The sequence below is a fragment of the Streptomyces tardus genome, assembly GCF_018101125.2.
Classification (GTDB): Bacteria; Actinomycetota; Actinomycetes; order Streptomycetales; family Streptomycetaceae; genus Streptomyces; species Streptomyces tardus.
In genome coordinates this window covers 2329019-2341620 of the sequence record NZ_JAELVF020000001.1, presented here as the reverse complement: position 1 = coordinate 2341620, position 12602 = coordinate 2329019, and the positions used below count along the sequence as shown (strand labels likewise).

The window sequence follows — 12602 nt, the reverse complement described above, 5'->3', positions numbered from 1 at the left end:
TTCAGCTCCGGGGCTGACTCTCCACACTCTCAAGCCTGCGTGGCTCAGTCCGGGGGTGGTGGGGCGTGGTGGAGGGCTTGGAGTTTGGCGTCCACCAGTTCGGCCTGGTCGCGTGCGTCCAGGCGGTGCCAGGTCGACAGTGAACGGTGGAAGTACTGCCACGCCGTCTGCTTCCGGCCGGTCCGGTGGTGCAGCTCACCGAGGAGGCACGCCACTCGCGCCTCGGCTCGGCGGTCGCCCAGCCGGCGCTGCACGGCGAGTGCGTCCAGCAGCAGGGCGGACGCCTCTCCGGCGTTCCCCTGGCGCAGGCACAGCTCCCCGACGCTCTGCTGTACGTAGGCGGCGCAGTGTGTGTCCGCCAGTTCGTCGAAGATGCGCAGTGCTCGTTCCAACTCGGCGCGGGCGGCTGCCGGTTCGCCGCGCAGCTCGTGCATCACCGCGATTCTTCGGCGCACCTGGGCCTCCCGGTGCCGGTCGCCCAACTCGCTGGAGAGCCGCAGTGCCCCGTCCAGCCAGTGCGCCGCGGCTCGGGCGTCCCGTCGCTCCAGCCAGACCGAGGCGATCGCGTTCCTCGCGACCGCCTCGCCGTGTGCGTCGTCCGCCTCGCCGAAGGCCCGGAGCGCCCCTTCGAAGGTGTTGAGTGCCGCCTCGAGGTCGTCCTTCACCCGGTGCACCGATCCCACGCCCAGTGCCGCGATCGCTTCGCCCGAACGGTGTCCGAGCGTGGTGAACAGCTCCCGGGACCGCTCGAACGACGCCAACGCCTCCGCGTACCGGTCCTGGTAGAGATGCAGTTGGCCCAGGTTGCGCAGGAGGGCTGCGGCTCGGGCGTCCGAGTGTTCGGGCATCGCCTCCAGCACCGCTCGATGTGTCCGCAGCCAGTCGTCGTAGTACCCCCGCATGTCGAAGAACCCGGCCAGCTCGATCGCCAGATCGGCCGCTCTGGAGACCTCGCCGAGCCCGACGGCCGCGTCGACCGCCGACACCAGGACCCGGCGCTCGCTCTCGAACCACTCCACCGGCCGGGCACGCACCGCCGGGACCATCCGTGCCGCCGGGCCCGGGACCGCCGTCGGCTCGCCCAGTACGCCGAGGAAGCGGATCGGCATCGCCGCGTTCGCCCACCGCGCCAGGCCGGTCAGGGCGTCGACCACCCGCAACCGGCGTTCGGCGCGCACCGCCCTGCCGTCTGTGTCGGCCAACTCCCGGGCGTAGCAGCACAGCAGGTCGTGCATGCGGTAGCGCTGCAGGCCGAACCGGTCCGTCCCCACCAGCTCGACCAGGTGCTCGTCCAGCAGGCGCTCCACCACGTTCGGCGCCCCGTCGGGCCGGCCCATCGCCACGCCCGCCATCCAGCCCGCCACATCCTCACCGGCCAGCTCGCCGAAGCAGCGGAAAGCGTGGGCCGCCTCCTCCGACAGGTGCCGATAGCTCAGCTCCGCGCCGGCGCGTACCTCCAACTCGCCCGTCCGCAGCTGGTCCAGCCGCCCCCGGCGGTCCTGCAGGAAGTCCGCCAGGGCGCCGACCGTCCAGCCGGGACGGTGTGCCAGCCGGGCTCCGGCGATGCGTACGGCCAGGGGCAACGCGCCGCAGCCGGCCACGACGCGGTCCACGTCCCGGCCCTCCGTACGCAGCCGTTGAGGGCCGACGAGTGCGGCGAACAGCGCCCGCGCGTCCTCCCTGGTCATCACCTCCAGCGGGGTGTGGTGCGCGGGCAGGCCCGGCAGCCGTCGGCGCGACGTCACCAGCACCGCCGAACCGCCCGTGCCCGGCAGCAGCGGCCTCACCTGGGCCTCTCCCGCCGCGTCGTCCAGAACGATCAGGAACTGCCGCTGCGCCAGCCGGGAACGGAACAGCGCGGCCCGCTCGCCCGTCTCCACGGGGATGGCGCTGTCGATGACGCCCAGTCCGCGCAGCATCTCCGCCAGCACGTCCGCCGCCTCCCGGGGGCGATCACTCATCCCGCCGAGGTCCACGAACAACTGGCCGTCGGGGAACGCCTCCCGCACGCGGTGCGCCACCCGCACCGCCAGGGTCGACTTTCCGGCGCCCGGCGCCCCGGAGACCACCACGGCGACAGGTTCGCGACCCGCGGCGGCCAACAGACCCTCCAGTACGTCGATCTCCGCCTGTCGGCCGGTGAAGTCCGGTATCTGCATGGGGAGTTGGCAGACCGGCTGCGCCCTTCCGGCGCGGCGTGCGGCGGCGTAGCCGTGGACCTGCTCGCCGACGGTGCGCAGCGGCGCGCTGGGTTCCACCCCCAACTCCGCGGCCAGCACGCGTTCCGCCTGCCGGTAGGCCGACCGTGCCTCCGTGGTGCGGCCCGCGTCGTGCAGCGCCTGCACCAGCATCCGCCACAGGTCCTCGCGCAGCGGGTTCTCGGTCAGCCGGGAGCGGAGCTCGGCAACCAGCGGCACGTAGTCCCCCATACGCATCCGCAGGTCCAGGCACTCGTCCACCGCGGCCGACCGCAACGCCTCGATCCGAGTGACCGTCGGATCCCACACGACGCTCGACGGCACGTTCTGCAACACGCTTCCGCGCCAGAGGCCCAGCGCCGACTCGTACCCGCGCAGCGCCTCGGTCGTCCGGTCCGGCTGACGCGCCGCACGGGCCTGTTCCAGGCGCTGTACGAACAACAGCATGTCGAGATCGGCCGGTTCGACACCGAGCGTGTAGCCGGCGGACTCGGTTCGCAGCTCGCAGGGAACCCCCGCGGCGACCAGTACGCGCCGCAGTCCGCGCACGTACGTACGGACGTTGGCGACCGCCGACCGGGGAGCGCCGCCGGGCCACAGCACCTCTGTCAACAGGTCCAGCGACACGAACCCACCGGGCTGCAGCAGGAGGGTGGCGAGAACCGCCCGAGGCTTCGGTCCGCCGATGTGCACGGGGACGCCTGCCGTACGTACCCGCAGCGGGCCCAGCAGTCCGAACGTCGGCTCCCCCATCTGCCCCCGCCTCCGCGAGAATCCGAAACTGGCGGGCAGAGTACCGGAGGGGGCGGCGAACGAACAGTGCTCCTGTCCGCGGCGCACTGGGGCGGCGGTTGACGAACGTGCGTGGCGGGTCCGCGAGTTGGGGGCGGGCTGCCGGCGGGCGGCCCGGTGAGCGGCTGCCCCGGTTACGGCTTGGACGTCCGTACGCGCCCGCTGCGGTTGCCGAGGACGAGGCGCCGCACCCGTTCGGGTAAGGCGCTCGGTCGGCGCAGTCGCTCAACACCGGAGCCCGGCAGTTTCGTTGACCGAAACGGCGGCAGTGCGGGTGCCGGAGGGCGACGCCCGGTTTCCGCCGTCGTACTCCGGCGGGCCGGGTGTCGACCTGGTTCGGGCCCGGCGGAGGCTCGAGTGTGAGAGGGCGCGTTCGCGTTCGAGCGCTCGGGCGCTCGGGCGCTCGGCGGCGAACGCGGCCCCTCGGTGCTACTTGCTGACGGCGAAGCGCATGAGGGCGGCTTCGTCGCCCTGCTTGACCTTCCCCGTCGTGTTGATCACCTGGAGCTTCCAGGCGTTGCCGACGCGGTCGGCCTTCGCCACGGCGCAGGCGTTGTCCTCGGTGAGCATGCTGGGCCAGATGTCGGCGACCTGGTCGACGCTGCCGCCGGTCGCGTCGTAGACCTTGAAGCTGATGTTGCGCGCCTTCTGGAAGGAACTGCCCTTCTTGTAGGCGGCGGCGACAAAGACGATCGAGCTGATGTGTGCCGGAATGCCCGCGAACTCGACCGTGACGGTCTCGTCGTCGCCGTCGCCGTGACCGGACTGGTTGTCACCGCTGTGGACCAGGGAACCGTTGCCCATGGGGTCGAGGGAGTCGAGGCCCGCCATACGTACCGGGTCGCCGTTGTGCATGGCGATGGCGATCAGGTCGAGGTCGGTGCCCTTCTTCTGCCGGAGCTTGCCCAGAACTCCGCCGCTCGCGCCGGCGGTGGGGTCCCAGGAAGCGCCGATGGAGAGGTGGGTCACCCCGTCCAGGTCAGCCGGGCCGGTTTCCTTGGTGAGCGTAAGCATGCGTGGTCATCCTCTTGGTGGACGGAACTGCGATAGTCAAGTGTCCCGCAAACTCCCGGCAGTTGGAGTGGGGCCTCGCGTTCGTGATCAACGGCCGCCGGTCGCGTCGTAGACCTTGAAGCTGATGTTGCGCGCCTTCTGGAAGGAACGGCCCTTCTTGTAGGCGGCGGCGACAAAGACGATCGAGCTGATGTGTGCCGGAATGCCCGCGAACTCGACCGTGACGGTCTCGTCGTCGCCGTCGCCGTGACCGGACTGGTTGTCACCGCTGTGGACCAGGGAACCGTTGCCCATGGGGTCGAGGGAGTCGAGGCCCGCCATACGTACCGGGTCGCCGTTGTGCATGGCGATGGCGATCAGGTCGAGGTCGGTGCCCTTCTTCTGCCGGAGCTTGCCCAGAACTCCGCCGCTCGCGCCGGCGGTGGGCGGGGTGCCACTCGTTCGGAGTACCCGGGGTGTGAGGGCGCGAGAGGGCTGGAAGCGTACGTCTCCCCCGAAATCCGCGGGAGAGCACGTGCACGGGAGGGCCGCCCATGACCACCGCCAGACCCCTGAACCCGCCGGTCGACGCATCGGGCGGATCGAGGCGGAGCGCTACCGGGCCGCTCGCAGCGGTTCTGGTGGTGGCGGTCTGCCTGACCATCGGGCTTTCGTTCGCGTGGCTGATCCTGCGGGCGGTCGGTGCCGACCCCGATTCCCGGGCGGGCACCGGGTGGGGGAACGTGCTCGGCTTCGCGCCGGCCGCCGTCCTGCTCGGGCTGTGGGTGGTGCGCCGAGAGCAACGCCCCTTCTCCGCACTGAGGTTGAGCGGCCCGGGGATCGCACGCAAGTTGCTGCTCGGGGTTGCCACGGCGATCGTCGGGCTGGTGGTGCTGAACGTCGTGGCGGGTGCCGTCGGGGCCGGCTCCGATCAGGAGGGCGGCGCGGCTGCCGCCCTGCCGCAGGCGCTGCTGCTGCTCGTCACCTTCGCCGTGCAGGCACCCACCGAGGAATTGCTGTTCCGCGGCTTTCTGCTGCCGGTGCTGTGTCGCAGGTGGGGGATGGCGGCGGGCGTACTGCTCACTTCCGCGCTGTTCGGGCTGGCGCATCTGGTCAATCCGGACGCGCCGCCCGTGTACGCCCTGCTCACTTTTCTGCTGGGCCTGGCGCTGGCGCTGTGGACGTTGGCGGACGGAAACCTGTGGCGGGCGTGCGCCTTCCACACCGTGTGGAACTGGGCGCCCACCGCGCTGGGCGGCGACGACTCCGGCAACGCCTCCGGTCTCGACGCCGCGACGGTGACGTCGGTGGCGTGCGTCCTCGCGCTTCTCGCAGCCTGCGCACTGTGGAGTTTCCGGCGCAGCCTCCGGCGGAGGCAGCGCCGGAAACTCCACAGTGCGCAGGCTGCGAGAAGCGCGAGGACGCACGCCACCGACGTCACCGTCGCGGCGTCGAGACCGGAGGCGTTGCCGGAGTCGTCGCCGCCCAGCGCGGTGGGCGCCCACCGCGCTGGGCGGCGACGACTCCGGCAACGCCTCCGGTCTCGACGCCGCGACGGTGACGTCGGTGGCGTGCGAAGTGCGGATACGGCTGTCGATGTCTCCCGGCGACCCGCGGCCCGTGTGGCACGGGGCGGTGGGGAGGGGCCCAGCCGCCACACCCACCGCGCAACGCGGTCACGGGCCGCGGGTCGCCGGGAGACATCGACAGCCGTATCCGCACTTCGCACGCCACAGCCGAAACGTCGAAAGGTGTCCGGTGATCGCGACGCTGGTCTTCGCTCCGTCCGTACTGCTCTCCGCCGCGTTCGCGTACAGCGTGCGCCGGGATCGCCGGATGTTCCGCAACGCGGTGCTCCTGGGGCTGGCAGCGGTCAGCACCACCGTGGCGCTGCTGGTCACCAAACCGGCGTACGCGGAAGTCCTGGTGGTGCTGTGCTTCCTGGTGGCGGTGCTCGGCGGGCTACTGCTCGCGGCGTTCCTCGTGGCGAACGGCGTGACCATGGTCCGCAAGGAGGGCCACCGGCCGGCCAACCTGCTCTCGCTCGCCCTGGGCATCTCCGTCGTCACCGTGCTGCTCTTTCTGCTGCTCTTCCTCGACAACACGAACAGGATCGTGGAGTTGACGCTCGGCGTCGTCGTCCTGCTGAGCGCCTACGTGTTCTTCCTCTTCGCCTGCTTCCTCGGCTACGCCTACCTGTACGGGCGCAACCGGGTCCGGGGGGGATGTGGACTTCGTGGTGGTGCTGGGCTCGGGGCTGATCGGCGGTGAGCGAGTGCCGCCGCTGCTGGCCTCCCGGCTGCGCCGCGGCCTGGAGGTCCACGACCGGCAGATCGGCCGCGGCGGACGCGCACCGGTACTGCTGACCTCGGGGGGCCAGGGGGCGGACGAGCTGCTGCCGGAGAGCAGCGCCATGGCGCGCTGGCTGGTGGCCAACGGCGCGCCGGCCGCGCACGTGCAGGAAGAGGGCCGGTCGCGTACGACGGACGAGAACCTGCGCTTCAGCCGGGCGCTGATGGAGCGGGACGATCCCGGCTACCTCTGTGTGGTCGTCACCAACAACTTCCACGCGTTCCGGGCGGCCATGACCGCGCGTGCGGCCGGGGTGAACGGCCAGGTCCTGGGCTCGCCGACGGCCCGCTACTACTGGCCGAGCGCGACCATCCGCGAGTTCGCGGCGGTTCTGTGGGAGCACCGCGCACTCAACCTCGACATCGCGGTCCTGCTCACCGCACTCGCCCTGGTGCTCACCGGATCGCAGTGAACACCGGGCGGGTGGCGCGGTTGCCGATGCCGAGCTTCAGGCGGCGGTGTCGTTGTCGGGGTGGATGGGGTCCTTGCCGCCGGTGAGGGGAGTGCCGGTGCCACCGCGGCGTGCGGCGACGATCTCCGCCGCGATGGACAGGGCCGTCTCCTCCGGGGTGCGGGCGCCCAGGTCGAGGCCGATGGGCGAACGCAGCCGGGCGAGTTCGTCCTCGGTGAGCCCGGCATCGCGCAGTCGGCGGTCGCGGTCGGCGTGGGTGCGGCGGGAGCCCATCGCGCCGACGAAGGCGACCGGCAGTCGCAGCGCCTCGGCGAGCAGCGGCACGTCGAACTTGGCGTCGTGCGTGAGGACGCAGAGCACGGTGCGGGCGTCGGTCTCGGTGCCGCGCAGATAGTGGTGCGGCCAGTCGACGACGACTTCGTCCGCCTCGGGGAAGCGGGCCGGGGTGGCGAACACGGGGCGCGCGTCGCAGACCGTCACGCGGTACCCGAGGAACCGGCCGGCCCGTACCAGTGCGGAGGCGAAGTCCACCGCACCGAAGACGATCATGCGGGGCGGTGGCGTCCGCGTCTCCACCAGCACGGTGACGCCGCCGGGGCAGCGCGAGCCGTCCTCGGACAGCTCGACCGCGGCGGTGCGGCCGGCGTCCAGCAGCGCCCGTGCCTCCCCGGCGGCCGTACGGTCCAGCTGCGGGGTGCCGCCGAGCGTGCCGGCGGCGGCACCGTCGGGCGTCAACGTCAGCGCGCGCCCCAGCAGTTCGGCCGGGCCGCGCACCACCCGGGCGAGGGCGACCGGGTCGCCCTGCCCGGCCGCCGACCACGCCGCGGCCAGCACCTCCCGCTGCGGCGCCCCTGCGGGCACCGGTGTGATCAGCACGTCGAGCACGCCGCCGCAGGTGAGGCCGACGGCGAAGGCGTCCTCGTCGCTGTAGCCGAACGTCTCGACGACGCTGTCGCCGCTCTCCGTCGCCGCCAGGCACAGCTCGTACACGGCGCCCTCCACGCAGCCGCCGGAGACCGAGCCGACGACGGTGCCGGCCCGGTCGACGGCGAGGGCGGCGCCCGGGCCGCGCGGGGCGCTGCCGCTGACGGAGACCACCGTCGCGACAGCGAACTCGCGCCCCTGCGCCGCCCATCGGGCCAGCTCCCCCGCGAGGTCAAGCACCGGTGGGACCCGCCCCACCCGCCAGGACGCGGTCCGGTCGGACGGGCAGCGACCGCTGCCGTACGCCGGTCGCGTGCCATACGGCGTTGGTCACGGCCGCGGCGGCGCCGACGGTGCCGATCTCGCCGATCCCCTTGATGCCGACCGGGTCCTCGGGGTCGGGGTCGTCGATCCAGTACGCCTCGACCCGCGGGACGTCCGCGTTCGCGGCGACGTGGTAGCCGGCGAGGTCGGGGCTGTAGTGGCCGCCGGTGCGCGCGTCCCGCACGGCTTCCTCGTGCAGCGCCATCGAGATGCCCCAGGTCATGCCACCGACCAGCTGGTTGCGGGCGGTGAGCGGGTTGACGATCTGGCCGGCGGCGAAGACGCCGAGCATCCGTCGGACGCGGACCTCGCCGGTGTCCGGGTCGACCGCGACCTCGGCGAACTGGGCGCCGAAGGAGTGCCGCTCGTGGTGCCCGAGGGCCTTGACGGCCTCGGTGGTGTCGGAGCGGACGGTGATGCCCTGCGGCGGGATGTCGGCGCCGAGCGCCAGCCGTTCGCGCAGCTCGCGGGCGGCCAGGTTGACCGCCCAGGCCCAGGAGCGGGTGCCGGTCGAACCGCCCGCGATACCGGCCGGGCCGAGGTCGCTGTCGCCGAGGCGCACCCGTACGTGTGCGGTGTCGGTCCCCAACTCGTCGGCGGCGACGAGGGTGAGCGCCGTACGGGCTCCGGTGCCGATGTCGGCGGCGTTGACGTGCACGGTGTACGTGCCGTCGGGGTGCGCGGTGATCGCGGCGGTGGTGGGCATCGCCCTGGCGGAGAAGGACGCGCAGGCGACGCCGGTACCGATCAGCCACCGCCCCTCACGAGTCGAGCCCGACCGGGGCGTGCGCTGCTCCCAGCCGAACCGGCGGGCGCCCTCGCGCAGACAGCCGACCAGCCGGCGCGCGGTGAACGGCTTGCCCGAACCGGGCGCCACCTGCGTGTCGTTGCGCACCCGCAGCTCCACGGGGTCGATGCCGCAGCGCTCGGCCAGCTCGTCCATCGCCGACTCCAGGGCGAACGAGCCGGGTGCCTCGCCGGGCGCGCGCATGGCAGTGGGGCTGGGGACGTTCAACCGTACGAGCCGGTGCGCGGTGCGGTGGGCCTGCGCGTTGTACATGGTGCGGGCCGGCAGCGCGGCGGGCTCCACCCACTCGTACCCGGTGGCGGTCTGGTTCAGCGACTCGTGGTCGAGGGCGAGCAGCCTGCCCCCGGCGTCCGCCCCGAGCCGGACGCGCTGGGCGGTGGGTGCCCGGTGGCCTGCCAGGCTGAAGGTCTGCCGACGCGTCATCACCACCCGTACCGGGCGCCGGAGTTGGGTGGTGGCCATCACCGCTGCCACCTGGTGGGCGCGGCAGCCCTTGCTGCCGAAACCGCCGCCGACGTGCTCGGAGCGGACCCGGATCGCGGACAGGTCGAGGGAGAACAGCTTCGCCAGCTCACTGGCGACCCACACTGTGCCCTGGTTGGAGTCGACGATCTCCAGCCGGCCGCCGTTCCAGCGGGCGGTGGCGGCGTGCGGCTCCATCGCGCTGTGGTGCATCTCCGCGGTCTCGTACAGCTCGTCGACCACGAAGGCGGAGGCGGCCAGCGCGGCCGACTGGTCGCCCCGCTCCGAGACCGGCGGGCCGACGATGGTGCTGCCGGGGTAGTACGCGTCGGGGTGGTCGGGGCGGAAGGCGGTGTCGTGCGGCTCCTCCCGGTACGTCACCTCCAGGGACGCCGCGGCCTCGGCCGCCTGCTCCGGGGTCTCCGCGACGACGAGCGCCACCGGCCACCCCCTGGTGGGCACCCGGTCGTGCTGGAAGACCGCGGTGGTCGGGTCGGGGGCGCCGAGGAAGCCGACGTACTCGGTCTCGATCCGGGGCGCGTTCCCGTGGTGGAGGACGGCGAGCACGCCCGGCATCCGCAGCGCGCCGGCCTCGTCGACGGAGACGATCCGCCCGTGGGCGACCGTGGAGAGCACCAGCGCACCGTGGGCGAGATCGACGAACGGGATCTCGCCGGCGTACCGGGCGGTGCCGGTGACCTTCTCGTAGCCCTCGACGCGCGGGTGCGCGGTGCCGACGGCGCGCCGCGCGGTGGCGGACTCGGTACCGGTCGGGGTGGTCGTCATCGGGTCTCTCCTCCGGCAGGTCCGGTGGCTGGTCCGGCGGCTGGCCCGGCGGCTCTGTCGGCGGCGGGGCCGGTGGCGTCGGCGGCGAGCTCGGAGAGGACGGCCACGGTGAGGTTGCGCAGCAGCGTCACCTTCCACGCGTTGTGCGTCAGCGGCCGGGCGGCGGCGAGCTCGGCGTCCGCGGCGGCGGCGAAGGTCGCGGCGGCGGCCGGGGCGCCGAGCAGCACCTCCTCGGCGGCGCGGGCACGCCAGGGGCGGGAGGCGACTGCGCCCCAGGCCAGCCGTACGTCGGCAACGGTGCCCTCCCGCACTTCGAGCGCTGCGGTCAAAGAGCCCAACGCGAAGGCGTACGAGGCGCGTTCGCGCACCTTGCGGTACCGGGAGTGCGCGGCGACCGGAGCAGGCGGCAGCGTGACCGCGGTGATCAGCGCGCCGGGCGGCAGCGCGGTCTCCAGGTGCGGGGTGTCGCCGACGGGCAGATAGAAGTCGGCCAGCGGCAGTTCGCCGGTGCCTGCCGCGGTCTCGTACTCGACCACCGCGTCGAAGGCGGCGAGTGCGACGCCCATGTCGGAGGGGTGGACGGAGACGCAGTGGTCGGTGGCATCCAGGATGGCGTGGTTGTGGTGCTCGCCCTCCACGGCCGGGCAACCGCTGCCCGGCACCCGCTTGTTGCACGGCCCGCTGACGTCGGCGAAGTAGCCGCAGCGGGTGCGCTGGAGCAGGTTCCCCCCGACGGTGGCCATGTTGCGCAACTGGCCCGAGGCGCCCGCCAGTACGGCCTGGGCGAGCGCGGGCCAACGCCGGCGGATCTCCGAGTGGACGGCGAGGTCGCTGTTGGTGACGGTCGCGCCGATGCGCGCCGCGCCGCTCTCGGACACCTCGATCCCGTCCAGCGGAAGGGCGCGCACGTCGACCAGTTGGGCGGGGCGCTCCACGCCGGTCTTCATCAGGTCTACGAGGTTGGTGCCGCCGCCGAGGAAGCGTGCCTCGGGATCGGCGTCCAGCAGGGCCACGGCTCCGGCGACGTCGGAGGCACGGCGGTATCCGAACTCCCTCATACCGCGGCCTCCTCGGTGCTCGCTGCGGCGCCGCGTTCGTCCGCGGCACGCTCGTCCGCGGCGCGGGCGACGGCCTCGACGATGGAGACATAGGCCCCGCACCGGCACAGGTTGCCGCTCATCCGCTCACGAATCTCCTCCGGAGTGAGCGACGACGCGCCCGACTCCGGACGTACGTCGTCGGTCGCGGCGCTGGGCCAGCCGGCCGCGTGCTCCTCGATCACGGCGACGGCGGAGCAGATCTGCCCGGGGGTGCAGTACCCGCACTGGTAGCCGTCGAGGTCGAGGAAGGCCTGCTGCACCGGGTGGAGCGCCCCGCCCTCCGGCGCGAGCCCCTCCACGGTGGTGATCTCGCGTCCCTCGGCGGCCACCGCGAACTGCAGGCAGGCGACGGTGCGTCGCCCGTCCACGAGCACGGTGCAGGCGCCGCACTGCCCGTGGTCGCAGCCCTTCTTGCTGCCGGTGAGGTCGAGGCGCTCGCGCAGTGCGTCGAGCAGGGTGGTGCGGTGGTCGACGGAGAGCGCGTGTTCTTCGCCGTTGACGTCCAGCGTGATCTCGCTCGAGGTCGAAGTCTGCAAGGTTCAGCCTTTCTTCGCCGCGACGTCGTCGGCCGCCGCCTGGCGACGGCGGCGGAGCGCGACGAGGACGGGGCAAGGTGGGCGAGCGACCGGTGGCTGTTGCATCGGTCTGATCTCCAGCAGAACACGGGCCCTGGTGAAACACCGTCGATATCAAGCCGCCGGCGAGGGCCCCGAGAGGATCTCCACTGCCCTCCCTCCAGGCTCCTGTCCGGCCGACCACCTGGCCAACTGCCCGCCGCACACGGCCGACCGGCCTCCGTGCACAGGTCCGGACCGGGCACCGCACGCACGGCCGGAACTCGTCGCTGTACGTCCCTGGAGGCGGCGCGGACTCGACGCCGTTACGGCGCGGGTACGGCCCCGGAAACCGTCGCGGGTACGCCCCCGGAACTGTCCTGCGTACGACCCGCGGACCCGCCGTGCGTACGACCCGCGGACCCGCCGCGGCCCGGCGCCGGACCGTACCCGCGCGCCGTACCCGCGCGCCGCAACCCGCGCCGCAGCCCGCGCCGCACCGCCCGGCACGCGGTGCGTGACGCGGGTCACTTTCCGGATCGCGGACGGGCCTCTCCCGATCGGGCGGGGGCCCGTAGGCTGCCGACAGCAGCTGGTTCGCCCTGTCCGCCAGACAGGAGCGTCGCAAGAGGGAACCCGGTGGGAATCCGGGACTGCCCCGCAGCGGTGAGCGGGAACGACCGCCGTCATGTGCACTGGGTCCGGGAAGGATCCGGGAAGCGACGGCCACTAGGAGTCCTGAACGTTTTCAGGACGTGCCCGCGAGTCCGAAGACCTGCCACTGCCCGCGCGTGAACGATCGCGTGCGGAGTCCCGGTGACCTCGAGGGCGGGTCGGCGTACACATCGGTCGGACCGGCGCACGCGTTCGCGGCGCCCCTGGTCGCCGTTGTGTCCA

At 72.9% G+C, this 12602-nt stretch carries 8 protein-coding genes, 2 pseudogenes and 1 riboswitch; of the genes and pseudogenes, 3 read left to right on the top strand and 7 right to left on the bottom strand.

All coding sequences use genetic code 11. The annotated features are described in order from the left end of the window. Positions 1-44: 44 nt before the first annotated feature. From JGS22_RS10035 to JGS22_RS26190, 3 genes and pseudogenes are all read right to left on the bottom strand, one after another. On the bottom strand, positions 45-2951 hold the full coding sequence (locus JGS22_RS10035; RefSeq protein WP_211040079.1) for an AfsR/SARP family transcriptional regulator: 2907 nt from the start codon (positions 2949-2951) through the stop codon (positions 45-47). 468 nt (positions 2952-3419) lie between these two features. Then, entirely contained in the window at positions 3420-4004 is a 585-nt protein-coding gene (locus tag JGS22_RS10030) for a TerD family protein (RefSeq protein WP_211040080.1), read from the bottom strand. Between the two features lie 93 nt (positions 4005-4097). Continuing rightward, positions 4098-4403: pseudogene (locus JGS22_RS26190) on the bottom strand (TerD family protein); the annotation flags it as partial. Between the two features lie 134 nt (positions 4404-4537). Between JGS22_RS26190 and JGS22_RS27365 the strand changes: the two are divergent. From JGS22_RS27365 to JGS22_RS27075, 3 genes and pseudogenes are all read left to right on the top strand, one after another. Further along, positions 4538-5209: pseudogene (locus JGS22_RS27365) on the top strand (CPBP family intramembrane glutamic endopeptidase); the annotation flags it as partial. Positions 5210-5741: 532 nt separating this feature from the next. Continuing rightward, complete coding sequence (locus JGS22_RS27080; RefSeq protein ID WP_308405600.1) at positions 5742-6254, top strand: hypothetical protein; 513 nt, start codon at positions 5742-5744, stop codon at positions 6252-6254. After that, a complete protein-coding gene (locus tag JGS22_RS27075) occupies positions 6211-6747 on the top strand; it encodes a YdcF family protein (protein ID WP_308405599.1) in 537 nt (178 codons plus the stop codon). The genes JGS22_RS27080 and JGS22_RS27075 overlap by 44 nt, the downstream gene beginning before the upstream one ends. Before the next feature lie 36 nt (positions 6748-6783). On the opposite strand, the gene JGS22_RS10010 is transcribed toward JGS22_RS27075, so the two are convergent. Genes JGS22_RS10010 through JGS22_RS09995 form a run of 4 tightly spaced genes read right to left on the bottom strand, consistent with a single transcriptional unit; the run spans position 6784 to position 11687 of the window. Further along, entirely contained in the window at positions 6784-7911 is a 1128-nt protein-coding gene (locus JGS22_RS10010; protein ID WP_211040937.1) for an XdhC family protein, read from the bottom strand. Beyond that, positions 7904-10051 (bottom strand): xanthine dehydrogenase family protein molybdopterin-binding subunit, encoded by a 2148-nt coding sequence (locus JGS22_RS10005; RefSeq protein WP_211040938.1) that lies wholly within the window; start codon positions 10049-10051, stop codon positions 7904-7906. The genes JGS22_RS10010 and JGS22_RS10005 overlap by 8 nt, the downstream gene beginning before the upstream one ends. Beyond that, the gene (locus JGS22_RS10000; protein WP_211040939.1) at positions 10048-11109 is read right to left on the bottom strand and encodes an FAD binding domain-containing protein; all 1062 of its coding nucleotides are present in this window, start codon (positions 11107-11109) and stop codon (positions 10048-10050) included. The genes JGS22_RS10005 and JGS22_RS10000 overlap by 4 nt, the downstream gene beginning before the upstream one ends. Beyond that, positions 11106-11687 (bottom strand): (2Fe-2S)-binding protein, encoded by a 582-nt coding sequence (locus tag JGS22_RS09995; RefSeq protein WP_211040940.1) that lies wholly within the window; start codon positions 11685-11687, stop codon positions 11106-11108. Before JGS22_RS09995 ends, JGS22_RS10000 begins: the two co-directional genes overlap by 4 nt. 593 nt (positions 11688-12280) lie before the next feature. Continuing rightward, positions 12281-12502, top strand: a riboswitch (cobalamin riboswitch). Positions 12503-12602: the final 100 nt, after the last annotated feature.